Origin of the sequence: Microbacterium radiodurans (assembly GCF_008710705.1) — a bacterium.
Taxonomy (GTDB): domain Bacteria; phylum Actinomycetota; class Actinomycetes; order Actinomycetales; family Microbacteriaceae; genus Microbacterium; species Microbacterium radiodurans.
The window spans coordinates 52,986-76,742 of the sequence record NZ_VYRZ01000005.1 but is presented as its reverse complement, the minus strand read 5'-3'; the positions used below and the strand labels follow the sequence as shown (position 1 = coordinate 76,742).

Below are 23,757 nucleotides of genomic sequence, written 5' to 3'. Positions count from 1 at the left end.
CGCATGCTCCCCCGTGCGACCGGCGGGCGGGCGTCTTTCTTCGGTCGGATCGGGGTCACTCCTCGGCGATGCCGTTCAGACGCTCACGGGTCTCGCGCTCGGCGATGATGCCGACGAAGTCGACGACATGCGCGTCTGCGTGGCTCTCCACCGAGATGGCGGCCTCGCGACGGATGAGGTCGCTGTCGACATCCGGCATGCGCTGCTGAACGCGACCTGCGACCTCCTCGGTCAGCTCGGCGGCGTCGAACTCTTTCACAGGCTTGTCCATGCGGACATCCTCGGTCGAGGGTCACTGCCGCGAAAGGGTTCGCCTCGTCGTCCTGTTCGTGCGATCATGCGCCGGGCGTACGCTCACGGGCAGCCGGAGTCCTCGCCGGGTGCCACGCGCTCGTCGACGCAGACCAGCTCCGACCCCGCGCGGAGGTATACCTCGCCCTCGGCCCGCAGTGCGGGTGCCGACAGGCGCTCGGCTTCGCCGACCGAGATGGTGACCGGCGCGGATCGGCCGCTCTCGACGACCGATGCGGTGAGGGTTCCCTCGTAGGCCACCGACGAGCCGATGCGCAGGACGACGAGTCCCGTCTCGCCCGGAGCGAGGTTCCACGTCACGGGCATGTCGGGAAGGCCCGCCTGCTGGATGCCGTAGTTCTCGGCGGAGAACACGGCGACACCCCCGGTGGAGCTCGCGTCGAGCCGGGCGGCCGCCATCGGCACGGGCGGCTTCGGCTCACTGTCGCACACGACGAGGATCGCCTCGGAGCGGTGCGGGAAACGCTCGCCGTCGATCCGCACGTCGGTCACGCCGACCATCGGGCCGCTCGTCGCCGTGTTGCGCAGATCGAACAGGACGGTGCGACGGATCGGCTGCGCACGGGCCGCCAGCCACTCCTGTCGCTCGGCCGTGCAGGCGGGGTCGGGGTCGTTCGGGTACGTCGACCGATCGGCGTCGAGAGGGAGGGCCCACTCGCTCACCGAGGCGGGGTAGGGCGTCGCCGTCAGGGTGAGCGAGTCCGCGCCGGACTCGGTCGCCGTGAGGATCGGAAGGATGCCGATGACCCCCGTCACCGCGCCGATGACGCCGACCGCAGCGCCGAAACCGGCCCAGACCCGACCGAGCAGCGACCAGCGCTTGCGCGGGGCGGCGTCAGTAGGCACGCGGCAGCTCCCGCACCCAGCCGGCGATGTCGGTCGGCGCGCACGCCGGCGCATCGGCACCCCAGGGGGTTCGCATCGTCGACGACGGACCCCAGCCGCTGTCCTCGAACAGGGGCGCCGACGGATCGACGTCGATGCCGGCGCAGCGGATGACACCGTCCTGGCCGCCGACGATGATCATGCCGGAGCGGATCGCCGACGCGGAACGCCACAGCATCCCCTCGCCCAATGTCACGGTCGCCTCGTCTTCTCCGGCGACGACGTCGGCGACGATGCGGCCCGTGAAGTCCTGGGTCGGGTCGGTGGTCGACAGGCTCAGGATGACCTGTCCGATCTCGCCCGGGGCGAGGTCGCGCACGAAGATCGTGCCGACCGGCAGCACCGAGCTCGCGATCACCGTCGCGGGCGCATCGCTGCCGAGCATCACCTGGATCACGGTGTAGTCGTCGCCGGCGCCGGAACCGAACCCTTCGCATTCGACGACGATGCGCGCCGGGTCCTGCGGCGCGAACGCGCCTTCGGCGCGGACCGAGCGGATCGACAGCGCACCACCGGTCGTGGCGGAGTTCGTCAGGTCGAGGAGGCCCGCGACGTCGTCCGCGACCACATCGTGCTGGCCGAGCCAGTCCATCTGCGCCTGGCTGCAGCCGAACATGCCGGCCTCGCCCGACTGCGGGCCGTCATCGGGGAAGCTCTGCCAGGGTGCGTCCGCGGGAATCGCGAAGCTCTGCTGGCTGTGGGCATCGGTCGGGAACGACTGGTCGGCGCTCGCCGCCTCGAGGCCGATGAGGGCCTCGGGGGCTGCGGCGAGGGGCTGCGACGACGGCAGGCCGGTCGGCTCGGCGGCCGGCGGATCGACGACGAGGGAATCGGCGGCGGTCGTGCGCTGCGACGACGACGCGATCCAGGGAACGACGACGCTCGCCGCGCCGATCACGGTCGCGAGAACCCCCGCGACCACCCACACGGCGGGCTTGACGCGCGCGAGCGCGCCGGACTCTTGAGGTTCTTCCACCACGGACGCTCCAGGATTCGGGTGTCCCGATTCAAGCGGGTCGAAGCGCCGCGGTGGCCGGGAACGCCGTTTCCGAACATTCCCGAACAGGGTTCGGGGGCTGTGTCAGGGGCGTCCCATGCCGTGGTAGTCCCAGCCGGCGTTGCGCCAGGCGGTGGCGTCGAGGCAGTTGCGGCCGTCGATGACGATGCGGCCGGTGGTGAGGGTGGCGGCGTGTTCGGGGTGGAGTTCGCGGCGGTATTGGTCCCATTCGGTGACGACGATGATGGCGTCGGCGGCGCGGAGGGCTTCGTCGCGGTCGTGGACGTAGTTCAGTTGGGGGTGGATGCGGCGGGCGTTGTCGATGGCTTCGGGGTCGGTGACGGTGACCCAGGCGCCGAGGCCGTGGAGGCGGACGGCGACGTCGAGGGCGGGGGAGTCGCGGGTGTCGTCGCTGTGGGGTTTGAAGGCGGCGCCGAGGACGGTGATGTTCTTCTTGAAGACGGAGCCGCCGAGGGCTGCGACGGTGAGGTCGACGGCGCGGTCGCGGCGGCGCATGTTGATCGCGTCGATCTCGCGGAGGAACGCGACGGATTCGCCGCGGCCGAGTTCTTCGGCGCGGGCGGAGAACGCGCGGATGTCTTTGGGGAGGCAGCCGCCGCCGAAGCCGATGCCGGCGCCGAGGAAGCGGCGGCCGATGCGGGCGTCGTGGCCGATCGCGTCGGCGAGGGTGGTGACGTCGGCGCCGGTGACTTCGGCGATCTCTGCCATCGCGTTGATGAAGCTGATCTTGGTGGCCAGGAACGCGTTGGCGGCGACTTTGACGAGTTCGGCGGTGGCGAGGTCGGTGACGATGAAGGGGGTGCCCTTGGTCACGGACGGGTGGTAGACCTGCCGGAGGATGTCGGCGGCGCGTTCTCCGGGCTCACCGGTGGGAACGCCGGCGACGAGACGGTCGGGGTCGACGGTGTCTTTGACGGCGAAGCCCTCGCGGAGGAACTCGGGGTTCCACACCAGCGTCGCCCCGGTCGGGTCGACGCGGGCGGCGAGGGTCTGGGCGGTGCCGACGGGGACGGTGGATTTGCCGGCGACGATGTCGCCTTCGGCGAGGTGGGGGATGAGGGCGTCGACGGCGGCGTTGACGTATGTCAGGTCCGCGGCGTATCCGTCTTTCTGCTGCGGGGTGCCGACGCCGACGAAGTGGACCTTCGCGCCGCGGGCGGCGGACATGTCGGTGGTGAACGTGAGATTCCCCGACGCGAGGCCCTCGCTCAGGATCTCCTGCAGGCCGGGCTCGAAGAACGGCGCCTCCCCGCGGGAGAGCGAGGCGATCTTGTTCTCGTCGACGTCGATCCCGACGACCTCGTGACCGATCGATGCCATCGCCGCGGCGTGAACCGCTCCGAGGTAACCGCAACCGATGACCGACAAACGCATGGTGCTCTCTTCCCGCGGACCCGACGGGACCGACACCCCTTCATACCAACTTCCCGTGACGCGGGTGTAAACGAGCAGTCGCCCGCGTCACGGGAAGCCCGTGCGAGGCGTCAGTGCTCGTCGTAGTGGTCGCCGTGCTCGGCGTGACGGTGACCGTCGTGCAGGTAGTCGACGTGGTCGTCGTGGTGGACGCTCTCGTGACCGCAGTCTGCGCCGTGCGCGTGCTCGTCGACGGTGTGTTCGGCGTGGGTCTCGGTCGTGCTCATGGTTCCTCCTCGTATGCGGAGGTTTCAGGACACCATATTCATAAGTACATCGCAATATATGCAGATAATTGAGAGGGATTGTCGTTACGTCTCGAGTGCGTGCTTGACCGCGTCGTCGACGATGTGCGACACGTGCTCGTCGGCGATCGCGTAATGTGCCTCGCGCCCGGCGCGCTCCACCGAGACGAGGCCCGCGGAGCGGAGGGTCCTGAGGTGCTGCGAGACGAGCGGCTGCGACAGGCCGCTCGCCGTCGCGAGGTGACCGACCGTCTCCGATCCGTCCGCGAGCAGTCGGAGCAAGCGCAGGCGCGACGGTGACGAGAGCGCCTTGAACAGCTCGGCGACCGGTTCCAGGTTGTCGTCCATAGACACATATAAGCAGGTGTGCATCGACGGGGTGCCCGTGACGCGGGTGTGCGCGAACACCCGCGTCACGGGACCGCTCAGCCCGCCGGGAGCGGGCCGTACAGCGCCGGCGTCGTCCGTGCGCCGGTCGCCTGCTCGAACGAGAACGCCAGACCCAGCAGGGTTCCCTCGGCGAAATCGCGTCCCAGGAACTCGAGGTTCACGCCGGCACCGGGGATCTGCTCGGTCGCGCTCGCCTGGCCCATCGGCACCGTCACGGCCGGAAGGCCCGTGTTCGGGCTCAACCGCATGTTGCTGCCGACCGTGCCGTAGGGCGTCCCGCTGGGATAGATGATGGCGTCGATGTCGTTCGCCTCGAGGAACTCCGTGACGATCTGCTTTCCGCGGGCGAGTTGCAGCGTGTGCGATCCCGCCGGTCCCGCCCAGTCCTCGTACTGCTGCGGGGTGACGGTCGAGCGCGGCCCGTACGTCGACGCGCCGCGGTTCGGCGCGATGTTCGGCGACTGCGCGATGGCCGCGAGGCTCCGGGCGGTGACCGCCGGGTTCAGGTAGCCGTCGATGTAGCCCTGCAGGTCGTACCCGAACTCGACGGCGCTGCCGCTTCCCTCGCTCAGGATGCCGCTGAATCCGTCGGGCGCCGCGAGCTCGACGACCTCGGCGCCCTGGGCCTCGAGCGTCTCGCGTGCAGCGGTGAACAGGCGCTGCGTCGTAGCGTTGCCGCCGACCATGTTCTGCGACGCCGGCAGTCCCGTGATCACGGCGATGCGCGCGCCGCGGAGGGCGTCGGCGTCGAGCGAAGCGGTGTAGCTGGCGGGCACGAGCCCCTCCTGGCGGGCGGTCACGGGATCCGCCGAATCGGCGCCCACGACAGCGTCGAGAGCGACCGCCGCGTCGGTGACCGAGCGCGCCATCGGGCCGCCGGTGTCCTGCGAGAGCGCGAGCGGAACGATGCCGTCGCGGCTCGCGAGTCCCACCGTCGGACGCACGCCGACGAGCTGGTTGTAGGTCGACGGGATGCGGATCGAGCCGCCCGTGTCGGTGCCGAACCCGATCGCGGCGAGGTTGCTCGCAATGGCGGCGCCCGTCCCTCCCGACGATCCGCCGGAGCTGCGGTTCGTCGCGTAGGGGCTCGAGACGGTGAGAGCGGTGCCGGCCGGTTGGTAGGCCGACCACTGCGACGACAGGTTGATCGCGAACTCGTCCATGCTCGCCTTGGCGAGGATGACCGCGCCGTCGGCGCGAAGGCCCTCGACCATGTGCGCGTCCGTGGCGGTGCGGTTGTCGTTCCAGCAGCCGCAGCCGGCCGTGGTGGGCATGTCGACGGTGTTGTAGTTGTCCTTCACCGCGATCGGCACACCGAGCAGCATGCTGGTCAAGCCTTTCTCGGCGCGAACGCTGTCGGCTGAGGCTGCGGCGGCGAGGGCGGCGGCGTCGCCGGTCGTGATGATCGAGTTGAGCGCCCGTCCACCGGGCTCGATCACCGCGCGGTCGTAGGCGGCGATGCGGTCGAGATACTGCTGGGTGAGCTCGACCGAGGTGACGACCCCGGCGTTCATCGCGGCCTGCATCGACACGACGTCGGCCTCGACGATCTCGAACGGGCCGTCGTCGTAGATGGCGCGCTCGGAGACGAGGGCGATGTCGGATGCCGTGATCGCGCCGTCCCCGTCGAGGTCGTACGCCGCCGCCTCCGCCCAGTCGGCATCGGTGCTCGTGCTGCCGATGAACGCCGCGACGACGGCGAGGTCGTCCGTGGTGACCCTGTCGTCGCCGGTGAGGTCGAGCTCGGCGTAGTAGGGCGCGAGGAACGCGGCGCCGACGGTGGGCGCGGCCACGGCGGGCGCCGCGGCCGCGGGGGCGGCGACACCGCAGGTCAGCAGCGCGCCGACGGCGACGGCGGGGACGATCAGCCGGCGGTTCATGCTGTCACCGCCCGACGGCGCAGGACGATCGCGGTGCCCGCGGCGAGGAGGGCGGCACCGAGCGCCGCGCCCAGCACGATCGGCGTCGCGTCGCCGCCGGTGGCCGAGAGCGATCCGCTCGCGGCTGCGGATCCGGAGGTGGAACCGCCGGATCCGGCCGCCGGGGCGCCCGCGACGGGCGCGCTCGCCGACGGTTCGGGTTCGGGTTCGGGTTCGGGCTCGGCGACGGGAAGAGCGGCGATCGCGAGGTCGGCGGCCGCGGCATCCGTCGCCAGCGCCGTCTCGCCGGCGCTGCCGACGAGACGGACGCTCGGGAGCTCGATCTCGGCCGCCCCGGCGCCTTCGGCGGTGAACGAGAGCGTCGCGAGCGTGAGGGGCGCGGCGGAGTCGGACGCGAGGCCAGGCGAGGTGCCCAGGCGCGAGTGGGTGACGGTGATCATGCCGCTCGCGGTCTCGCGTGCGGCGGTGAAGCCGCCGTCGGGACCTGTGGCCGAGTCGTCGACGTAGTCGAGCAGAGCGTCGGGCACGGAGATCTCGAGGTCGTAGGCGTAGAGGTCGACGACGTCGGTGGCCGTGAGGACGACGTCGATCCGGTCGCCTTCCGTGGCGGTGGCGGCGACGTCGATCGCGAAGGTCGCGGTGGGCGGTGCGGCCACGGCGGCCGGCGCCGCGGCGAGGGCCGCGGTCAGCGCGACGACGCCGGCGAGGGCGGGCGCGAGGGTGATCGATGGACGAGCAGGCATGCGGAAGCAGCCCCTTCCTGGGTCGGGTGCACTCAGGACGGCGGGCTCTCGTGGGGCTCCGAGCCCACGGTCCTCGGGGGATGTGCCGAGCCTGGCAGGAGAGCGTTTCCCGTCGGTGTCGGCGCGTTACGCGCCGGTTTCGTCGGCGCCGTCCCGGTGTTGCCCGAGAAGCGGTTCGGTGTCAAGCCTCTGGGGAACCGCTTCTCGCCGGTCCTAGCTTCGGCTCATTCAGCGGCCCGAGCTCCGGAGGACGACATAGCCAGCACGACCCGTCCGAGACGGAAGTACAACAGGCGCGAAGCGCTCGCGGGCTACCTGTTCCTGACCCCGTGGATCATCGGATTCCTCGTCTTCACGGTGGGGGCGATGATCTACAGCCTCGTCATCTCCTTCAGCAGCTACAACCTCGCGACCAACTCGGCGCGGCCGATCGGGTTCGCCAACTACGCGCAGCTGTTCGAGGATCCGCGGGTGGGTGTGTCCCTCGCCAACACGCTCTTCTACGCCGTGATGGCGGTACCGCTCGAGATCGCGTTCGCGCTCGTCCTCGCCCTGCTGCTGAACCGGATGGGGCGCGGCGCCGGTGTCTTCCGAACCCTCTACTACCTGCCGAAGATGACTCCCGCGGTCGCGACCGCCGCGGTGTTCTTCCTCCTGCTCAACGGCAACTCCGGCGCGATCAACGAGGGGCTCGCGGTCTTCGGCATCCAGGGACCGCAGTGGCTCGTCGATCCGGACTGGGTGAAGCCGAGCATCGTGCTCATGGCGCTGTGGACGGTCAGCGGCACGATGGTGATCTTCCTCGCCGCGCTGAAGAACGTGCCGGTCGAGCTCTACGAGGTCGCCTCCCTCGACGGGGCAGGGCCAGTGCGGAAGTTCTTCTCGATCACCCTGCCGATGATCTCGGGGGCGATGTTCTTCAACGTCATCGTCCTCTCGATCGCCGCCTTCCAGGTCTTCGATCAGGCGTACCTGCTGTTCTGGCGCGACCAGAGCAATGCGTCGCCCGAAGCGTCGCTGTTCTACGCGATCTACCTCTTCCAGCAGGCGTTCCGGCAGTTCAACTTCGGCTTCGCCGCGGCCATGGCCTGGCTGCTGTTCGTCATCATCATGATCGTCACGGTCATCCAGGTGAGGTTCGGCAACCGCTTCGTCTACTACGAGGCGGATCGGTGATGGGCACGAAGATCCGCACCCCGAAGACCGTCGCCGGACGTGTCGTCCTCGCGGCGATCTCGACGCTGTTCGCGCTGCTGTTCCTCTATCCGTTCGCGTGGCTGCTGGCGGCGAGCTTCAAGCCCCGCGGCGAGGTGTTCGACAACCGTCTCATCCCGCAGACGTTCGTTCCCGAGAACTACGCCGAGGTCTGGGACCAGCTGCCGCTGCTCAGCTGGATGTTCAACAGCGTCGCGATCGCGCTGCTGGCCGCGACCGCCGTGTCGATCTCGAGCTCGATCGTCGCCTTCGGGTTCGCGTACTTCTCGTTCCCCGGCCGCAAGCTGCTGTTCGGACTCGTGCTCGCGACGATGATGCTGCCCGGCGCGGTGACGATGATCCCCGTCTACCTCATCTGGAAGGAGACGGGGCTGCTCGGCACGTGGGTGCCCCTGTGGGGCGCGAACCTCTTCGGCTCGGCGTTCTACATCTTCTTGCAGCGCCAGTTCTTCCTCGGCCTGCCGCGGGAGCTCTTCGAGGCGGCGCGCATCGACGGCGCCAGCTATTGGGGGCTGTTCTGGCGCATCGCCATGCCGCTGTCGGTGCCGTCGTTCGTGATCGTCTTCCTCTTCGAGTTCCAGGCGAGCTGGAACAACCTGCAGGCCGCGCTCATCTACCTGAACGCCGGCACGGTCGACGAGTTCACGGCGCCGCTCGGGATCGCCTACGCCATGACGAAGTACAGCCCGACCGCCGGCGGTCAGGGCGACTACCAGTACGTGATGGTGGCCTCGCTCATCGTCACGCTGCCCATGCTCATCCTCTTCGCCTTCGGGCAGCGCTACTTCATCGAGGGTGTCGCGACGCAGGGACGCAAAGGATGACCCGCGTGCTCGCGCGGGCCGACGACAGGAGGAACATCATGCGCAATCGACTCATCGGAGCGGCTGCGGTGGCCGCGGCATCCGCCATCGTCCTCTCGGGATGCAGCGGCGACGACGCCGGCTCGGCCGAGGACGTCGACTTCACCGCCGCCCCCAGCGGCACCCTCGCGGCGTGGGGGTTCGAGAACGCCGACGACGTGGGCACCGCGCGGCTCGACTACGCCGCCGAGCAGATGCCCGACGTCGAGGTGCAGCTGGACGCGACGGCGTTCGACTCGCAGAAGTTCACCACCCGCATCGCCAGCGGCGACGTGCCCGATGTCGTGCAGATGGACCGCCGGTACGTCACGCAGTACGCGGCGCAGGGCCTCATCATGCCGCTCGACAGCTGCTACGACGCCCGCGAGGTCGACGCCGACGACCGATGGTACGAATCCGTCGTCGACGACGTCCGGTACGACGACCAGGTCTGGGGCGCGCCGCAGTTCTACCAGCCGCCGGCGATCATCCTCAACAAGCGGGTGATGGATGCCGCGGGCGTGACGGCCGCCGAGATCGACACGTCGCAGCCCGACGTCCTCCTCGGCGCGATCGAGAAGATGTACGTGGCGTCGGGAGGGGTGCCGACCCGTCTCGGCTTCGACCCGGTCTCGACGGGGCAGTCGGCGCTGTGGATCCTCGGGTCGGGCGGACAGCTCACCGACGACGACGGCGTGCCGACGCTCGATGACCCGAGCAATCTCGCGGGCATGGAGCTGCTGCAGCGCATCAACGACGCGCAGGGCGGCTTCGCGCAGGTGAAGAGCTTCACCGACGCGTTCGACACCTTCGGCGACGCGAACCAGTACGTGACCGACCAGGTCGGCGCGCAGGTCAACGCCCAGTGGTATCCCAACGTCCTCTCGCCCTACATCGACGAGATCGACATCGAGGCGGTGCCGTTCCGCGACAGCGAGGGTGAGCCGTTCTCGGTATCGGGCGGTCAGGCGTTCGTCATCCCGATGAATGCGAAGAACCCGGCCGCCGCGTGCGCCTGGGTGTCGGAGCTGACGAGCCCTGAGGCCTGGAACGCCGCCGGTGAGGCCCGGGCCGAGACGCGCGCGTCCGACGGCGGTGCGAACACGGGTCTGTTCACCGGCTCACCCGAACCCGACCGCTCCATCCGCGAGCAGTGGGTCACACCCTCCGGGGACGCCGGCTTCGACCAGGTGGTCGCCACGTACTACGACGTCGTCGACTACGGCAGCTCGTTCGGATCGTCGCCGGCCGGACAGGACATCCAGAACGAGCTCAACAACGCCGTCACCGCGGCGCTGCTGGGCGACAAGACAGCCGAGGAGGCGCTCGCCGATGCGCAGGGCGCCGCGATGCGCGCCTACGACAACGCGACCGCGAACGGCTGACGCAGCGGCAGCCGCACCGTGAAGGTCGTGTCGCCGGGGGTGCTCCGGGCGGTGATCGACCCGCCGTGGGCGTCGACGATCGCGCGGGCGATCGACAGCCCGAGGCCCGTGCTGCCGGCATCCCGGTTCCGCGCGTCGTCGCCACGGGTGAAGCGGTCGAACAGCGTCGACGCGATGCTCTCGTCGATGCCCGGTCCGGTGTCGCTCACGCGGAGCACGGCGTCGGTGGCGTCGCTGTCGAGGGAGACCGTGACGACGGTGCCCGGCGGCGTGTGCGCCTGGGCGTTTCGCAGGAGGTTCGCGATCACCTGACGGATGCGGTTGCCGTCGCCGCGCACCGTCACCAGCTTTTCGTCGACCTCGAGTCGCCATTCGCGATCGGGATCGGCCGCGTGCGCATCGCTCACCGCGTCGACGGCGAGAAGAGTCAGCTCGACCTCCTCGTCGCGGAGGCGCTGCCCGGCATCCAGCCGTGCCAGCAGCAGCAGGTCGTCGACGAGCGCCGCCATGCGCACCGCCTCGGACTCGATGCGATCGAGCGACCGTGCCTGCGTCGGAGTCATGGGGGCGCCCTCACCGCGCGAGAGCTGGGCGTAGCCGCGGATGCTCGCGAGCGGCGTGCGGAGCTCGTGGCTCGCGTCGGCGACGAAGCGTCGGAGTCGGTCTTCGCTCTCCCGGCGGACCGACAGCGCCGTCTCGACGTGTCGGAGCAGGCCGTTCAGCGACGTGCCGACGCGGCCGACCTCGGTGTCGGGATCGGTGTCGCGCTGCGCGACGCGCTCGGAGATGGCGGTCTCGCCGTCGGCGAGAGGCAGCGCCGAGACGTGCTCGGCCACGTCGGCGACACGGGCGAGCGGTCGGAGATTCCGGCGCACGAGCAGCGTCAGGCCGGTCACGGCGGCGAGCAGCGTGAGGCTCGCGACGATCGCCAGGATCACCAGCAGGGCCGACGTCGTGGCCTCGACATCGGCGAGGGAGCTCCCGGCGATGACCCGCCCGCCGTCGGTCGTCGGCGCCGCCGCGACGCGGAACGAGCCGAGATCGGTGCCGAAGTCACCGCCGAGCTCGACGGTCGTGGGGACCCGGTCCGCCTCGGTCGCGTCGGAAAGAGCTGCGACCTGCTCGTCCGACAGGGAGATCTCGGTGCCATCGGCCTGCGTGTAGCTCGAGCTCGTCGCGGCTCCGGTGTCGTCGAGGGTGACCTGGAGCGTTCCGATGCGGGGCGCGGGCGCCCCGGGCGGCTGACCATTCGTGAATCGGTCGTCGCCGGGGAAGGGGCGGAGCGAGACCGACAGGCCCCCCAGCACCTGCTCGTCGAGGCGGTCGACGACGAACGAGCGCAGCGCGAGAACGGTCGCGGCGCTCATGGCGATCAGCGCGGCGGCGACGAGGGCGCTCGTGCCGACGACGAGGGTGCGCCGGAGGGTCCAGCGCCGGCGGGCACGCGTGCTCATGCCGGCTTGATCGTGTAGCCGACCCCGCGAACCGTGTGGATCATCGGATCGCCGAGAGTGTCGATCTTCTTCCGGAGGTAGGAGATGTAGATCTCGACGACGCTCGCGGTGCCGCCGAAGTCGTAGTCCCAGACGCGCTCGAGGATCTGCGCCTTGCTCAGCACGCGGCGCGGGTTCTGCATGAGGTAGCGCAGCAGCTCGAACTCCTTCGCGGTGAGCTTGATCGGGATGCCGCCGCGATCGACCTCGTAGGTGTCCTCGTCGAGCGTCAGGTCGCCCACGCGGAGCCGGGCATCGTCGTCGGCGGGCACGGCGACGTGGCGCCGGGCCATCCCGCGCAGGCGCAGCACGACCTCGTCGAGGTTGAACGGCTTGGTGACGTAGTCGTCTCCGCCCGCGGCGATGCCGGCGATGCGGTCCTCGACGGCGTCCTTCGCGGTGAGGAACAGCGCGGGGGCATCGTTGCCGCTCGCCCGGATGCGGCGGAGCAGCTCGACGCCGTCGAGCCCCGGCATCATGACGTCGAGCACGAGGATGTCGGGCCCGAACTCGCGGATGGCGGCGAGAGCGCCCGGCCCGTCGGCGGCGGTGCGCACGTCCCAGCCCTCGTTGCCGAGCGCCATGCGCAGCAGCTCGGCGAGGTTCGCCTCGTCGTCGACGACCAGGGCGCGGACGGGGGATCCGTCGGGGCGGAGAAGGGTGGCCATGCTCTACTGTCCCGCGTTCGGGGCGACGGCGTCGTCGACGCGCCCGGCGGCGTTCAGAAGGGTGGCGGTGGTCGCCCCGCGACGAATTCCGGTGTGAAGCAGACCGATGGGACCGGGAGGTCTTCCCGGTAGACCCGTCCGGTGGGTGAGGTCCATTGGATGATGCCGGCGCCGAGTTGGAGGACGATCCAGTCGGTGAACTGCTTCATCGAGTGGTGCCTCTGGCACAGGTTGCACAGGTTCGATTCGCACGTCGGCCCACCCAGGGCGTGGTCGATCGAGTGATCCAGTTCGCACCGGATCGCGGGCAGGTGGCATCCCGGCCACCGGCAATGCCGATCCCGCGCCTGCAGCATCCTCCGCAACGCCGCGGGTGGCCGGTACTGGTCCACGCGCGTCACCGTTTTGGTCGTGGCGTCGAGGTATACCCGGTCCCAGAGGGTGGCGTCTCCTGCCAGGGTCCGGGCGGTGTCGGCGTCGATCAGGCCGGCGCCGACCAGCTCGGCCGCACGGTCGTCCTTCCCGGAGAGGGTGTCGGCGGTGACGACGAGCTGCACGCGGGCGCGGATCGCGCCGAGCGAGGTCTTCCCGTCCACTCCGTGGGCGGGGTCGACGGCGGGTCCGCCGGTGAGGCCGAGGTCGCAGAGCACGTCCGCTCGAACCTGCTGGCGAGTGCGCGTGTCGGCCTCGTGCTCCTCACCAGCCGCACGGGCTTCCGCCGCGACGTCCTTGGCGGCGTCAATCGTCGACACGGCCATCTGGTTGAGCCGGTCATCGATCGCGACCAGCAGCGTCGTCGCACCCCGCAGGGTGAGCTCCGACATCCCGTCACCGAGATCCCGCAGGTACACACCCCGGTCGGCAACAGCCGCTGTGTGGCGTTCTGCGAAGGTCCGAGCGGTGAAGTGCTGCGCCAACGACTCCAACGCGCCGTGAACCCGCGCGGGCACGTCCCGTTCGGCGACAGCGATCGCGGCTTCCTGCCACTCGTCGTGGTTCTCCTCCGGGATGTTCCGGCCGAGCTTCACGACATCGTCGACGTGTTTGGCCGTGAGCCGGCCGGCCTCCCACGCGGCGAGCACAAGCGGATTCCCGTCGACGACCTCCAGCGCACGCCCGATCTCGTTCTGCACCCGCCGATCACCGCACCGCGCGATCGCGGCGAACTCAGCCGCAACAGCCCGCAGCTGCATATCCGTCTCACGACCCAGCAGGCCGTTCCGGCGCGACATCGACAGCGCCTCACGGCCGAGCACGGCGAGCTTGCGCAGATGCGCGATCTCCGCGGCATCCCGAGCCCGCAACACGTCCACAGCACCGTCGAGCTCCGCGCGGATGCGCGCCCACGACTCCTCGTCGCTCGCTGATCGGTTCGTCCCCATGGACTATATGATGCCATCGAGCACCGACGTGAGTCTAGAACAAAACATCGATTGGTGCAAAGATCCTCTACGGTGACACTCGTGGAGGAAGCGACCTCGACGGGACCCGACAGCGCGACGCTTTCATGCTGTCCGTTTGCAGCGCATCGGCCCCCGCGGTGGCGCGCACGCCTAGCCTCGGAGTATGACCGCGACCGATGTCGCCGGGCGAACCGTCCGGCTCTCGCACGAGTACGCCGACGCGCTGCCCGAACTCGCCGTGCCGTGGCGCGCCGCCTCCGCTCCCGCGCCCCGCGCCCTCGTGATCAACGACGCCCTCGCAGCCGAGCTGGGACTGGACGCTGCCTTCCTCCGCAGCCCGGACGGGCTCGCGCTGCTCGTGGGCACCGCGCCGCCCGCCGATGCGGTACCGGTCGCGCAGGCGTACGCCGGGCACCAGTTCGGCGGCTACTCGCCGCGCCTCGGCGACGGCCGGGCGCTGCTCCTCGGCGAGTTGCTGACGCCCGACGGGTCGCTCCGCGACCTGCACCTGAAGGGCTCGGGCCCGACGCCGTTCGCCCGAGCGGGCGACGGGCTCGCGGCCGTCGGTCCGATGCTCCGCGAGTACATCGTCAGCGAGGCGATGCACGCGCTCGGCATCCCGACGACGCGCTCGCTCGCGGTCGTCGCGACCGGGGCCGAGGTGCTGCGGGAGTCCGCTCTGCCGGGCGCCGTGCTGGCGCGCACCGCCGCCAGCCACCTCCGCGTCGGCACCGCGGAGTTCGCACGGGGAACGGGCGATCTCGGCGTCCTCCGGAGGCTCGTCGACTACGCGATCGCGCGCCATCACCCCGCGGCGGCGGACGCGGCGAACCCGCCGCTCGAGCTCTACCGGTCGGTCGTCGCGGCCCAAGCCGAGCTCGTCGCCCGATGGATGCTGGTCGGCTTCGTCCACGGCGTCATGAACACCGACAACATGACCCTCTCGGGCGAGACGATCGACTACGGGCCGTGCGCCTTCATCGATGCGTACGATCCCGCCTCGGTCTACAGCTCGATCGACCAGGGCGGGCGGTACGCCTACGGCAATCAGCCCTTCATGGCCGAGTGGAACCTCGCGCGCCTGGCCGAAGCGCTGCTTCCCCTCTTCGCCGACGAGCCGGACGATGCCCTCGCCCGCGCGCAGGAGGTGCTCGCCGAGTTCCGTCCGCGCTTCGCCGAGGCGCGCCGCGCCGGCATGCGCCGCAAGCTCGGCCTGCCCGAGGACGTGACCGACGACGCCGTCGAGGAGCTCGCGGGCGGATTCCACGACCTGCTCGCCGTCACCCGGGCGGACTACACCACGGCGTTCCGCTCGCTCTCGGCGGCGGCCCGCGGCGGCGATGCGCCGCTGCGCGCAGCGCTCGCGGGCGCGGACCCCGGTCCCTGGCTCGAACGGTGGCGCGCGCAGCATCCCGACGCCGAAACGATGGATGCCGCGAACCCGGTCTACATCCCGCGGAACCACCTCGTCGAAGAGGCGCTCGCCGCCGCGGCCGCCGGGGACCTCGAGCCGCTCGGCTGGCTGACCGCGGTGCTGTCGACGCCCTTCGCCGAACGCTCGGGCGCCGAACGATACGCGTCGCCGGCCCCGGCGGACTTCGGCGCCTACCGGACGTTCTGCGGCACCTGAGCATCCGGGGTCTTGCCCTCCGCCCGCGGAATGCGGGAGTGTGATCGGTATGCCGTTCCTCGCTCTGATCGTCTTCGTCGTCATGGTGGCCGCCCTGGTCGACGCGATCACGCGGCGGAGCGACCAGATCAAGCACCTGCCGAAGCTCGTGTGGATCCTTCTCATCGTGATCATGCCGTTCATCGGCTCGGTGCTGTGGTTCGCGATCGGTCGCGAGTGGGGCCCGCAGAGCGAAGCGATCAGCTTCGGAGACCCGCGGCGCTGGTCGAAGAGCGCGGCCGCCCCGGCGCCGCTCGCGACCGCCCGGCCGCCGCGCGAGACGCGCACGACCGAGCAGCAGCTCGCCGATCTCGAGGCCGAGATGCGCATCGCGGAGCTCGAGGCCGAGGTGCGGCGCCGCCGCTCCGGCATCGACCCCGTTGCCTGAGGGCGACAGCGTCTTCCGTCTGCGCGGACGGTTGGAAGCGGCATCCCTCGGCCGTGTCGTCGTCACGGGCGAGCTGAGGTCGGGACCGGCCTCGGGGGTGTCGCTGGCGGGCGTCCGGATCATTGGCTTCGACACGCACGGCAAGCACCTGCTGACCCGGTTCGACAGCGGGCAGAGCCTGCACACGCACCTGCGGATGCGGGGCGGGTGGACGGTGACCCGGCCGGGCAGGATGCTGCCGCGCCGTGAGCAGCACCGCGTGCGCGTGCGGATGCAGCTTGATGACGGCGCGACGGTGTGGGGGATCGACATCCCGCTCGTCGAGCTGGTGGCCACCGCAGACGAGCCCGCTCTGCTCGGCTACCTGGGCCCGGATCCACTGCGCCCGGACTGGGACCCTGGCGAGGCGGAACAGCGCCTCCGTGCTCGCCCTGACCGGCCGTTCGTCGCCGCGCTGCTCGATCAGCGGAACCTCGCGGGACTCGGCAACCTCTGGGTCAACGAGCTCGCGTTCCTGACGGGGACCTTCCCGTTCGCGCCCATCGGCGGCGCGGATGTCGGCCGCCTCGTCGAGCTCGCCGCGCGGTGCCTGCGCCTCTCGGCGACGGTACCCGGGATGTATCAGGTGACGACGGGGGATGCCGCGCGCGGTCGATCGCACTGGGTCGCCGGGCGCGCGGGCCGCCCGTGCCTCCGGTGCGGCACGACCGTGAGGGTGCGGGCCGAGGTTCCGGACGACGCCGAGCGTCGCCGCACGTGGTGGTGTCCGCGCTGCCAGCCCGAGCCCGATTAGCGCGCGTCGGCGGACGGGGGCGCGGCCTCGGGGCCGGTCTCGACGTCGATCTCGAGCGGACGGACGCCCGAGGGGGTCTCGACGAGGAAGGTCAGTTCGTCGGACGCGGGCCAGTGCTCGAGCTCGTCGAGTCCGGCGAAACCGTCCTCGTGCTCGGCGGGAGCGAGGGCGAGGACGCCGAGATGGCCTTCCTGGACCATCAGGTACGCGTCGACGTCGAGCCCGGCCGGGGTCGTGAAGCGGCCGATCACCGGAAAGCGCGCGTCGCCCGGCACCGCGAGCGGCAGGTCGCTCGGAACGGCGAAGCCGAGCGCCGGCACGAAGGCCGGGTCGTCCTCGTGGGCGTATTCGACCGCGCGGGCGGCGTCGAGCTGCGCCCGCAGCTCGCTCGCGCCCCAGCCGTCGGCGCGCGCGAGGAGCGCCGCGACGATCTCGCGCACGGCCTCGGGCACATCGACGAGCGTTTCGTCGTCCGGTGCATCGACATCGACTCCGTCGTCGCTCGGATCCGACGGCGCCAGACGCTCGGCGGCTGTCTGAGTGACGGCGGTGAGTGCGGTCGTCCCGAGGGCGAGGGCAAGGCGCGGATGCGGCACACCGCCGCGCACGAGCGCTCGCTGCATGCGTCCGTCGATCACGTCACCGAGGTCGGCAAACGCGAGCGTCGCGCCGACCGAGGCCGCGGCGATGCCGAGCGTCTCGGATGCCGGGCGGGTACGACGCATGTCGGCCCAGACGACGAACCCCGACAGCACCGCCGATGCGGCGCGGAGGGCGACGCGGCCGCGCGCGCTGCGGCGGTTCGGGTCGACGAGCGCGAGCGCGCCCGACGCGAGGCTCGTCACCACGACGTGCTCGACCCGCGCGGGGTCGGCGATGCGTCGGCAGGCGCGGCGGAAGCTGGTCGAGGTGAAGGCCATGCCTCCAGTCAATCAGGCCGTGGCGGCGCCGGCCGACGCGACCGCGGCGGCGAGCCGGCCGTCGAACTCGCGACGTCCGGCCTTCGTCAGTGAGGCGGCGGGTGCGGCATCCGCTCGCGTGATGCTGACGAGACCGCGGCGCTCCAGCGCTGTCAGGTGCTCGTGCACCACGCTCGGCTGCGCATCGTCCTCCCGGTGCCCGAGGGTCTCGGCCAGGACGTCGACGCGCGCCGACGTGAGCGGCCGGAGGGCGGCGCTCACCCGGAAGCGCTGGGCATCGGCGAGCGGCAGCCCGCCGCGCGGGGCGTCCGAGAATGGACGGATCACGTCGGCGGCGTAGGCGCGGTCGTAGCCGGTCACGCCCAGGAACGAGACGACGAGACCGGCGCCGGCCGTCAGAGCGATCCAGCCGCCCTGGCCGATGACCGCGAGGATCATCGACGTGACGGCGAGCCCGAGGACGACGACCGCGAGAGCGAAGCCCGCGACCCAGCTGCGCCATCCGGCCGGCAGGTCGATCGCCATCCCGAGGCGGCGGCGGAAGAGCATCTCGATTCCGACGAGGGCGCCGACGACCGCGACGAAGGCGACGATCGTCGGAATGCCGACGCCGAGGGCGGGCACGGCGATCAGCAGCGCGAAGCAGGCGGATTGCGCGAGCGACGCGACGGGGGAGGCCGCGCGGAAGCGCCGGGCGAGGCGGCGGCGGTCTTCGGCCACCGTGCGGAACACGTGATCGATCGGGGCGGAGTGGTCGGTCGTTTCGATCGCCATCGTTCCACTCTGTCAAACGGCGCTCAGGAAGGCCATCGACGCGGCTGTTACCGTCCCGTGATGTGAAGCGTGCGTCGGCCTACCTGCTGCAGTCCCTCGTGCCGCTCGGTGCGGTCGCGATCACGGTCGCGCTCTGCCTGTTCACCGTCCGCGGCCAGGAGGCCGATCAGGCCGCAATGGTCGCGATGGGGCAGTCCTCGAACCGGGTCGTGGGGCTCGGCAGCTATCTCGGCACGACGTTCGTGCCCGCGGCATCCGTCCTCGTGGTCGCTGCGAGCGTGCTCTTCGCGCTCGTTCGCCGCCGCATCGGGCAGGCGGCCGCCGCGGCGCTGCTGTTCGCGGGGTCGGCCGTCACCTCGCAGCTGCTGAAGAACGAGGTGCTCGCACGCCCCGCGCTGCTGTCGGATGCCGGCTGGTACGGCAACTCGCTGCCCTCGGGGCACGTGTCGCTCGCCGTCGCCGCCGCGTGCGCGGTCGTGTTCGTGCTGCCCCGCGGGCCCAAGCTCGTCGCGGCTCCCGTGGTGGCCGCGGGTGCGCTGCTGGCGGGCGTCGGCATCATCGCCGCGGGCTGGCACCGGCCGAGCGACGTGATCGCGGCGACCCTGCTCGTCGGATGCTGGTGCGCGATCTCGGCGGGGGTGGTGGGCCTCGCGAGTCAGCTCAACCCGAATCGCCGCGCGATCGTCGCCCCGGGGACGACGATCGCGGCGCCGGCGACGGCCGCGCTCCTCCTGGTCGGCAGCGCCGTCTCGGCGGTGGCCCTCGCCCTCGGCTATGCGGCGAGCACGTGGAGCACGGTGTCGAGCGTGGCGCTCATGGCTGTCACCGTCGTGCTGACGAGCCTCGCGGCGGCCGCGATCAGCTCGGACGGCCGGGTCTTCCGGGTCTGAGCGGCGGCCCCGGCTCTCGCGGAGCCGGTTCAGCGCCGCCGCAGAAGCGATCCGCCGACGGCGAGCACGGCCGCTGCGGCGGCACCTGCCGCCGTGTAGAGCGGCGTGCGGTGTCGGATCGCCCACGTCTGCAGGCTCTCGCCGCGGGCCTTGTCGTCGAACGCGCCGTGGGCGCCGTGGTCGCCGGGCACCGGCTCGTAGAGGTTGGGCGATGAGGTCGACGCCTGCGCGTCCGGGGCGAACTGGCCCTCCCACGCGTTCTTCGCGAGGTACCAGTCGAGGAACCGACCGGCCACGCGGGTGCCGAGGATGAGCGCGACGGTCGAGTTGCCGACCCACGTGCGCCGTCGGGGCTTGTCGGCGACATCGGCGACCGCGCGGGCTCCGACCTCGGGCTGGTAGATCGGCGGCACGGGCTGCGGGTGGTGCGGGAAGTTCGACTTCACCCAGCCGAACTGGGTCGTGTTCAGCGCGGGCATGTCGACGATCGAGACCGCGACCGCGCTGCCCTCGTGCGTGAGCTCGGAGACGACGGAGTCGGTGAAGCCGTGGACGGCGTGCTTCGCGCCGCAGTAGGCGGACTGCAGCGGGATGCCGCGGTGCGCGAGCGCCGAGCCGATCTGGATGATGTGCCCGCGGTCGCGGGGCCGCATGCGGGTGAGCGCGGCGCGGGTGCCGTTGACGGCGCCGAAATAGGTGACCGCCGTGGCGCGCTCGAAGTCCTCGGGTGTCGTGTCGAGGAACGTGGCGATCGAGCCCGACATGACGTTGTTGACCCACAGGTCGATCTCGCCGAGCTCCTGCTCGACCGAGTCGGCGGCTCGTTCGACGTCGGCGCCGTCGGAGACGTCGACCGAGACCGCGAGGCCCCGGCGGCCCCGAGCGCGGACATCCGAGACGGCGCCGTCGAGACCGTCGGCGCCGCGGGCCAGCACGGCGACGTCCCAGCCGCGGTCCGCCAGCTCGCGGACGATCGCGCGTCCCAATCCTGCGCTGCCTCCGGTGACGACGGCGACTCCGCGCGCATCCGTTCGAGCCATGACGATCTCCTCCGCTGATGGTGTGCGCCCATTGTTGGCCGCGGCCGCGGGGACAGCTGTGCTGTTGCCCCGCGGCCGCGGATGGACTAGAACCTCCGGTCAGGTGGTGACGCGTCGGCGGTTTCCGACGACGATCGCTGCGGCGCCGGCGATGAGCGCCAGGATGCCGATGCCCGCGAGCCCGGAGATGTCCTCCCCGCCGGTGGCGGCGAGAGTGCGCGACGGGCCCGACGCGGCCGGGGTGCCGGTGGTGCCGGTGCCCGCCGGAACCGCGACGGGTGCCGGCTGGAGGCTGAACGCCACGGGAGCGGACGGTGCCGAGAGGCCCACCGTGCCTTCGGCGTTCAGCGCCTGGATCGCGATCGCGGTGTAGTTCTCGGCGGGGAGCGCGAGCGTCACCGACCAGGTGCCGTCGGCCGCGACCGGGATCGGGTCGGCGGGGTTCGCCGGCTCCGGCGCTGCCGCGGGGGCCGCGGCGAGGGCCATGACCTCGGCCTCGCCGACCGGGGAATCGTCTGCGGATGCGGCGAGCTCGTCGAGGAGGTCCTGCGCGAGAGACGTGGGGACCACGAGCAGTCCGATGAACGCTCCGGGCTGTCCGGTGCCGCGGAAGGTGACGCGGTCGCCCGTCACGACCTCGCCGGCGGCGGGGCTCGTAATGACGGGAGCGGCCAGCGGCGGCACAGACGGGAGCTCGACGGTGACGACCAGATCTTCGGCGGTGGCATCCTCGTCGGTCTGGCGGACGGTGACGAACTGGATGACGTCGGCGTCGTCGGCGAAGGTCGCGACGGTCAGCCATGCGCCGCCGAGCACGGTCACGGGCTGGGTTCCGGGGATCCGGCTCGCGAGGCCGCGTCGAGGTCCCCCGATCGGCGAGGATGACGCCGGGTCGTCGCTGGGGAGCGTCGGCCGGATGGGGGAACAGATCATGACGGATGCGAGCGAGCCCGAAGGCAGGACGCCGTTCCTGCGTCGACCGATGTCGCGCAAAGCGGCCCTGATCGTCTCGGCATCGACTCTGGTGGCCGGCCTGATCGTCGGCGCCGGCGCGGGAGGCTCCGGTGCCGGCTCGGAGATCACCGAGCTGAAGCGACAGGTCTCGACGCTCGAGGTCGACGTCGACGATGCCGAGACCGTGGCCCTGGAGTCGGATGCCGCGCTGTCCGACGCGAGTTCCGAGCTCGCCGATGCGCGCGCCGATCTCGCGACCGCGAAGCGCGAGCTCGCCGCGGCCACGGCGCAGGTCACGGAGATGCAGACCGCCGCGACCGGGACGCAGACGGAACTCGACGCGCGGGCCGCGCGCATCGCGGACCTCGAGGGCCAGCTCTCGGTGCGGACGGCGCCGGCCGTGCAGGCCCCGGCGCCCGCCGCACCCGCCGCGCCCGCGACGATCGTCGTCTCGTACGAGAACTGCACCGCGGTGCGGAACGCGGGGGCGGCGCCGATCCGCTCCGGAGAGCCCGGCTACGGGCGGCACCTCGACCGCGACGGCGACGGCATCGGCTGCGAGTGACCGGTGCCGCCGCGCCGGCGGTCAGGTCGCGTCGGTCGTGAGCGCGACTTTGATCCAGCCGGGCTCGCGTCGGTCGAACGCCTCGTAGGCGTCGATCGCGTCGACGAGCGGCTCGTGCTCGGTGATGAGCGCGGTCGGGTCGAAGGCGCCTGAGGCGACGAGCTCGATGAGCGGCGGCGTGACGCTGTGGTGATCGCAGTTGCCCATGCGGACCGTGAGGTTCTTGTTCATGGCCTGGCCGATGGGATACGTCTCGGCGGCCGGTGAGTAGACGCCGATGATGCCGATGCGGCCGTACTTCCTGACCATCTCGACCGACCAGCGCGACGCCTGCGAGGGGCCGTCTCCGGGTTGCCAGAGGTCTCCCTGCGGGTCGGCGTCGGGAGCGATCTCGGCGACCTCGGCGTCGAAGGCCGCGGCCTCGTCGCTCGAGACGGCGGCGGGCCCGGACTTCGGCCGCTCGGCATCCACTCCGACGGCATCGATGACGCAGTCGGCACCGATCTCGTTCGTGAGCGCGAGCACCGTCTGAACCGGGTCCTCCTCGGTGAAGTTCACGATCTCGGCGCCCAGGGTGCGCGCTGCGGCGAGGCGGTCGGCGAGGCCGTCGACGACGATCACGCGGCCCGCGCCCTGTAGGAAGGCCGAGGCGACCGCGAATTGTCCGACGATGCCGGCGCCGAGCACGACGACGATGTCGCCGCGACTCACACCGGCGAGCTGGGCGCCGAACCACGCCGTGGGGAAGATGTCGGAGAGCAGGATCGCCTGCTCGTCGCTGACGCCGGCGGGCAGCTTCGACATCGTGTTCTGCGCCCAGGGGATACGGGCGTACTCGGCCTGCAGCCCATCGACGGGGCCGGTGGTCTCGGGTCCGCCGAAGAAGCAGGTGCCGGCCTGCGGGCCGTTCGGGTTCGCGACGTCGCACTGCGCGGTGTGTCCGTCGCGGCAGTACGAGCACGCGCCGCACGACATCGTGGAGTTGATCACGACGCGGTCGCCGGGCTGGAATCCGCGGACGTGATCGCCGACCTCGGTGACGACTCCGACGGCTTCGTGGCCGAGGATCGTTCCCTCCTTCATGCCGGCCATCGTGCCGCGCACGAAGTGGAGATCGGTCCCGCAGATGGCGCTGCGGGTGATGCGGACGATCGCGTCGTGACCGTCCTGGATCGCCGGATCGTCGACCTCGTCGAGTCGGATATCGCCGATGCCGTGCCACACGACAGCCTTCATGGTCGCTCCTTCGTTCGTATGAGTCGGCGACGCTACGCGTCGTGCCGCGTGCGGCCGATGTCCTTGCGGATCACGCCCGCATGTGACGCCCCGAATTCCGCGTCCCGCACCGGCAGCCGTCGGGTTAGGATTCCGACGTCCCCCCTGCGCTCACGCGCCTGATCGTCGAGGAATCCATGCCTTTCCGCAGTAAGAACACCCTGGAGCGCTGGCTGGCGGAGTTCCACGAGCAGCGCGGTGCCGGAGATCTCATCCGCGTGCTCGTCCAGGACGGATCGGAGGGTTCCGACACCGGTCTGGTCGTCGTGCCGCTCGCGAACTCGTCGGTGTCGGTGTTCATGGAGCCGATCGAGATCGGTGATGCGCAGTGGCGTATCACGATCGAGCCGCAGCCGGATTTCACGATCCTCAGCAGCTTCCAGATGCATGCCTTGGCCGCCGAGTTCACTGTGGCGGCCGAACTGTGCGCCTTCCTCGAGGCCAAGTCCGTCGGTCACGACGAGGATGAGGACTGATCTCGCCAGTGAAGGCGGCGACGCTGCCGCGCCGATGTATTCACGTGACTGGATTTTCCTACACGGTCTGAGTAGGAATCTCAAGCGCTAAAAGTCCGGCTGTGAACGGCGCACTATTCAC

The 23,757-nt window shown here is 71.0% G+C and carries 25 protein-coding genes; 9 read left to right on the top strand and 16 right to left on the bottom strand.

Annotated elements, in window-relative coordinates; all coding sequences use genetic code 11:
- Window positions 1–55: 55 nt before the first annotated feature.
- From F6B42_RS14745 to F6B42_RS14710, 8 genes are all read right to left on the bottom strand, one after another.
- Window positions 56–271 (bottom strand): three-helix bundle dimerization domain-containing protein, encoded by a 216-nt coding sequence (locus F6B42_RS14745; protein ID WP_150420507.1) that lies wholly within the window; start codon window positions 269–271, stop codon window positions 56–58.
- Window positions 272–354: 83 nt separating this feature from the next.
- Window positions 355–1,158: a hypothetical protein gene (locus F6B42_RS14740; RefSeq protein ID WP_150420506.1), complete on the bottom strand. Its 804-nt coding sequence runs from the start codon at window positions 1,156–1,158 to the stop codon at window positions 355–357.
- Complete coding sequence (locus F6B42_RS14735; RefSeq protein ID WP_150420505.1) at window positions 1,148–2,173, bottom strand: hypothetical protein; 1,026 nt, start codon at window positions 2,171–2,173, stop codon at window positions 1,148–1,150. The genes F6B42_RS14740 and F6B42_RS14735 overlap by 11 nt, the downstream gene beginning before the upstream one ends.
- A 105-nt stretch (window positions 2,174–2,278) precedes the next feature.
- Window positions 2,279–3,589, bottom strand: a complete 1,311-nt coding sequence (locus F6B42_RS14730; protein ID WP_150420504.1) for a UDP-glucose dehydrogenase family protein — start codon at window positions 3,587–3,589, stop codon at window positions 2,279–2,281.
- A 110-nt stretch (window positions 3,590–3,699) separates the two neighbouring features.
- Window positions 3,700–3,855 (bottom strand): zinc transporter permease, encoded by a 156-nt coding sequence (locus F6B42_RS14725; RefSeq protein WP_150420503.1) that lies wholly within the window; start codon window positions 3,853–3,855, stop codon window positions 3,700–3,702.
- 84 nt (window positions 3,856–3,939) lie between these two features.
- Window positions 3,940–4,221, bottom strand: a complete 282-nt coding sequence (locus F6B42_RS14720; protein ID WP_150420502.1) for an ArsR/SmtB family transcription factor — start codon at window positions 4,219–4,221, stop codon at window positions 3,940–3,942.
- A gap of 77 nt (window positions 4,222–4,298) precedes the next feature.
- The gene (locus tag F6B42_RS14715) at window positions 4,299–6,143 is read right to left on the bottom strand and encodes an amidase family protein (RefSeq protein WP_150420501.1); all 1,845 of its coding nucleotides are present in this window, start codon (window positions 6,141–6,143) and stop codon (window positions 4,299–4,301) included.
- Window positions 6,140–6,886 (bottom strand): cohesin domain-containing protein, encoded by a 747-nt coding sequence (locus tag F6B42_RS14710; protein WP_150420500.1) that lies wholly within the window; start codon window positions 6,884–6,886, stop codon window positions 6,140–6,142. Before F6B42_RS14710 ends, F6B42_RS14715 begins: the two co-directional genes overlap by 4 nt.
- A 255-nt stretch (window positions 6,887–7,141) precedes the next feature.
- On the opposite strand from F6B42_RS14710, the gene F6B42_RS14705 reads away from it, so the two are divergent.
- Genes F6B42_RS14705 through F6B42_RS14695 form a run of 3 tightly spaced genes read left to right on the top strand, consistent with a single transcriptional unit; the run spans window position 7,142 to window position 10,328 of the window.
- On the top strand, window positions 7,142–8,062 hold the full coding sequence (locus tag F6B42_RS14705; RefSeq protein ID WP_150420515.1) for a carbohydrate ABC transporter permease: 921 nt from the start codon (window positions 7,142–7,144) through the stop codon (window positions 8,060–8,062).
- Window positions 8,062–8,925, top strand: a complete 864-nt coding sequence (locus tag F6B42_RS14700) for a carbohydrate ABC transporter permease (protein ID WP_150420499.1) — start codon at window positions 8,062–8,064, stop codon at window positions 8,923–8,925. The genes F6B42_RS14705 and F6B42_RS14700 overlap by 1 nt, the downstream gene beginning before the upstream one ends.
- Window positions 8,922–10,328, top strand: coding sequence for an ABC transporter substrate-binding protein (locus F6B42_RS14695; RefSeq protein WP_223878549.1), 1,407 nt, complete (start codon window positions 8,922–8,924; stop codon window positions 10,326–10,328). The genes F6B42_RS14700 and F6B42_RS14695 overlap by 4 nt, the downstream gene beginning before the upstream one ends.
- Here F6B42_RS14695 and F6B42_RS14690 read toward each other — a convergent pair.
- The 3 genes from F6B42_RS14690 to F6B42_RS14680 are packed head-to-tail and all read right to left on the bottom strand — an operon-like array spanning window position 10,301 to window position 13,871.
- On the bottom strand, window positions 10,301–11,782 hold the full coding sequence (locus F6B42_RS14690; protein WP_150420498.1) for a sensor histidine kinase: 1,482 nt from the start codon (window positions 11,780–11,782) through the stop codon (window positions 10,301–10,303). The two genes, F6B42_RS14695 and F6B42_RS14690, sit on opposite strands and share 28 nt — an antisense overlap.
- The gene (locus tag F6B42_RS14685; protein ID WP_150420497.1) at window positions 11,779–12,489 is read right to left on the bottom strand and encodes a response regulator transcription factor; all 711 of its coding nucleotides are present in this window, start codon (window positions 12,487–12,489) and stop codon (window positions 11,779–11,781) included. The genes F6B42_RS14690 and F6B42_RS14685 overlap by 4 nt, the downstream gene beginning before the upstream one ends.
- Before the next feature lie 53 nt (window positions 12,490–12,542).
- Window positions 12,543–13,871 (bottom strand): HNH endonuclease, encoded by a 1,329-nt coding sequence (locus F6B42_RS14680; protein WP_150420496.1) that lies wholly within the window; start codon window positions 13,869–13,871, stop codon window positions 12,543–12,545.
- A gap of 184 nt (window positions 13,872–14,055) precedes the next feature.
- Between F6B42_RS14680 and F6B42_RS14675 the strand changes: the two genes are divergently transcribed.
- The 3 genes from F6B42_RS14675 to F6B42_RS14665 are packed head-to-tail and all read left to right on the top strand — an operon-like array spanning window position 14,056 to window position 16,742.
- Window positions 14,056–15,522 carry a protein adenylyltransferase SelO gene (locus tag F6B42_RS14675; protein WP_150420495.1) on the top strand — a complete coding sequence of 489 codons (1,467 nt, stop codon included), beginning with the start codon at window positions 14,056–14,058 and terminating at the stop codon, window positions 15,520–15,522.
- Between the two features lie 49 nt (window positions 15,523–15,571).
- A complete protein-coding gene (locus F6B42_RS14670; RefSeq protein ID WP_150420494.1) occupies window positions 15,572–15,949 on the top strand; it encodes a PLD nuclease N-terminal domain-containing protein in 378 nt (125 codons plus the stop codon).
- Window positions 15,942–16,742, top strand: a complete 801-nt coding sequence (locus F6B42_RS14665; protein ID WP_150420493.1) for a DNA-formamidopyrimidine glycosylase family protein — start codon at window positions 15,942–15,944, stop codon at window positions 16,740–16,742. The genes F6B42_RS14670 and F6B42_RS14665 overlap by 8 nt, the downstream gene beginning before the upstream one ends.
- Here the strand turns inward: F6B42_RS14665 and F6B42_RS14660 are convergent.
- Together F6B42_RS14660 and F6B42_RS14655 are read right to left on the bottom strand one after the other, a co-directional pair.
- Window positions 16,739–17,662, bottom strand: a complete 924-nt coding sequence (locus tag F6B42_RS14660; RefSeq protein WP_150420492.1) for a hypothetical protein — start codon at window positions 17,660–17,662, stop codon at window positions 16,739–16,741. The two genes, F6B42_RS14665 and F6B42_RS14660, sit on opposite strands and share 4 nt — an antisense overlap.
- A gap of 12 nt (window positions 17,663–17,674) precedes the next feature.
- Entirely contained in the window at window positions 17,675–18,436 is a 762-nt protein-coding gene (locus F6B42_RS14655; protein ID WP_150420491.1) for a hypothetical protein, read from the bottom strand.
- 62 nt (window positions 18,437–18,498) lie between these two features.
- Here F6B42_RS14655 and F6B42_RS14650 point away from each other — a divergent pair, with 62 nt between their 5' ends.
- On the top strand, window positions 18,499–19,326 hold the full coding sequence (locus F6B42_RS14650) for a phosphatase PAP2 family protein (protein ID WP_150420490.1): 828 nt from the start codon (window positions 18,499–18,501) through the stop codon (window positions 19,324–19,326).
- Window positions 19,327–19,355: 29 nt separating this feature from the next.
- On the opposite strand, the gene F6B42_RS14645 is transcribed toward F6B42_RS14650, so the two are convergent.
- Window positions 19,356–20,366 (bottom strand): SDR family oxidoreductase, encoded by a 1,011-nt coding sequence (locus tag F6B42_RS14645; RefSeq protein WP_150420489.1) that lies wholly within the window; start codon window positions 20,364–20,366, stop codon window positions 19,356–19,358.
- Between the two features lie 99 nt (window positions 20,367–20,465).
- Window positions 20,466–21,188 (bottom strand): LPXTG cell wall anchor domain-containing protein, encoded by a 723-nt coding sequence (locus tag F6B42_RS14880; RefSeq protein WP_191089406.1) that lies wholly within the window; start codon window positions 21,186–21,188, stop codon window positions 20,466–20,468.
- 94 nt (window positions 21,189–21,282) lie between these two features.
- On the opposite strand from F6B42_RS14880, the gene F6B42_RS15040 reads away from it, so the two are divergent.
- Window positions 21,283–21,885: an excalibur calcium-binding domain-containing protein gene (locus F6B42_RS15040; RefSeq protein WP_223878548.1), complete on the top strand. Its 603-nt coding sequence runs from the start codon at window positions 21,283–21,285 to the stop codon at window positions 21,883–21,885.
- A gap of 21 nt (window positions 21,886–21,906) precedes the next feature.
- On the opposite strand, the gene F6B42_RS14630 is transcribed toward F6B42_RS15040, so the two are convergent.
- Window positions 21,907–23,121 carry an alcohol dehydrogenase catalytic domain-containing protein gene (locus F6B42_RS14630; RefSeq protein WP_150420487.1) on the bottom strand — a complete coding sequence of 405 codons (1,215 nt, stop codon included), beginning with the start codon at window positions 23,119–23,121 and terminating at the stop codon, window positions 21,907–21,909.
- Window positions 23,122–23,297: 176 nt separating this feature from the next.
- Between F6B42_RS14630 and F6B42_RS14625 the strand changes: the two genes are divergently transcribed.
- On the top strand, window positions 23,298–23,636 hold the full coding sequence (locus F6B42_RS14625) for a hypothetical protein (protein WP_150420486.1): 339 nt from the start codon (window positions 23,298–23,300) through the stop codon (window positions 23,634–23,636).
- Window positions 23,637–23,757 lie beyond the last annotated feature (121 nt).

What these genes read in the sequence shown, in the direction of transcription:
- F6B42_RS14745 (WP_150420507.1), bottom strand. Translation starts at nt 271, where the DNA reads ATGGACAAGCCTGTGAAAGAGTTCGACGCCGCCGAGCTGACCGAGGAG.
- F6B42_RS14730 (WP_150420504.1), bottom strand. Translation starts at nt 3,589, where the DNA reads ATGCGTTTGTCGGTCATCGGTTGCGGTTACCTCGGAGCGGTTCACGCC.
- F6B42_RS14725 (WP_150420503.1), bottom strand. Translation starts at nt 3,855, where the DNA reads ATGAGCACGACCGAGACCCACGCCGAACACACCGTCGACGAGCACGCG.
- F6B42_RS14720 (WP_150420502.1), bottom strand. Translation starts at nt 4,221, where the DNA reads ATGGACGACAACCTGGAACCGGTCGCCGAGCTGTTCAAGGCGCTCTCG.
- F6B42_RS14715 (WP_150420501.1), bottom strand. Translation starts at nt 6,143, where the DNA reads ATGAACCGCCGGCTGATCGTCCCCGCCGTCGCCGTCGGCGCGCTGCTG.
- F6B42_RS14710 (WP_150420500.1), bottom strand. Translation starts at nt 6,886, where the DNA reads ATGCCTGCTCGTCCATCGATCACCCTCGCGCCCGCCCTCGCCGGCGTC.
- F6B42_RS14700 (WP_150420499.1), top strand. Translation starts at nt 8,062, where the DNA reads ATGGGCACGAAGATCCGCACCCCGAAGACCGTCGCCGGACGTGTCGTC.
- F6B42_RS14695 (WP_223878549.1), top strand. Translation starts at nt 8,922, where the DNA reads ATGACCCGCGTGCTCGCGCGGGCCGACGACAGGAGGAACATCATGCGC.
- F6B42_RS14690 (WP_150420498.1), bottom strand. Translation starts at nt 11,782, where the DNA reads ATGAGCACGCGTGCCCGCCGGCGCTGGACCCTCCGGCGCACCCTCGTC.
- F6B42_RS14685 (WP_150420497.1), bottom strand. Translation starts at nt 12,489, where the DNA reads ATGGCCACCCTTCTCCGCCCCGACGGATCCCCCGTCCGCGCCCTGGTC.
- F6B42_RS14680 (WP_150420496.1), bottom strand. Translation starts at nt 13,871, where the DNA reads ATGGGGACGAACCGATCAGCGAGCGACGAGGAGTCGTGGGCGCGCATC.
- F6B42_RS14675 (WP_150420495.1), top strand. Translation starts at nt 14,056, where the DNA reads ATGACCGCGACCGATGTCGCCGGGCGAACCGTCCGGCTCTCGCACGAG.
- F6B42_RS14670 (WP_150420494.1), top strand. Translation starts at nt 15,572, where the DNA reads ATGCCGTTCCTCGCTCTGATCGTCTTCGTCGTCATGGTGGCCGCCCTG.
- F6B42_RS14660 (WP_150420492.1), bottom strand. Translation starts at nt 17,662, where the DNA reads ATGGCCTTCACCTCGACCAGCTTCCGCCGCGCCTGCCGACGCATCGCC.
- F6B42_RS14655 (WP_150420491.1), bottom strand. Translation starts at nt 18,436, where the DNA reads ATGGCGATCGAAACGACCGACCACTCCGCCCCGATCGATCACGTGTTC.
- F6B42_RS14645 (WP_150420489.1), bottom strand. Translation starts at nt 20,366, where the DNA reads ATGGCTCGAACGGATGCGCGCGGAGTCGCCGTCGTCACCGGAGGCAGC.
- F6B42_RS15040 (WP_223878548.1), top strand. Translation starts at nt 21,283, where the DNA reads ATGGGGGAACAGATCATGACGGATGCGAGCGAGCCCGAAGGCAGGACG.
- F6B42_RS14630 (WP_150420487.1), bottom strand. Translation starts at nt 23,121, where the DNA reads ATGAAGGCTGTCGTGTGGCACGGCATCGGCGATATCCGACTCGACGAG.
- F6B42_RS14625 (WP_150420486.1), top strand. Translation starts at nt 23,298, where the DNA reads ATGCCTTTCCGCAGTAAGAACACCCTGGAGCGCTGGCTGGCGGAGTTC.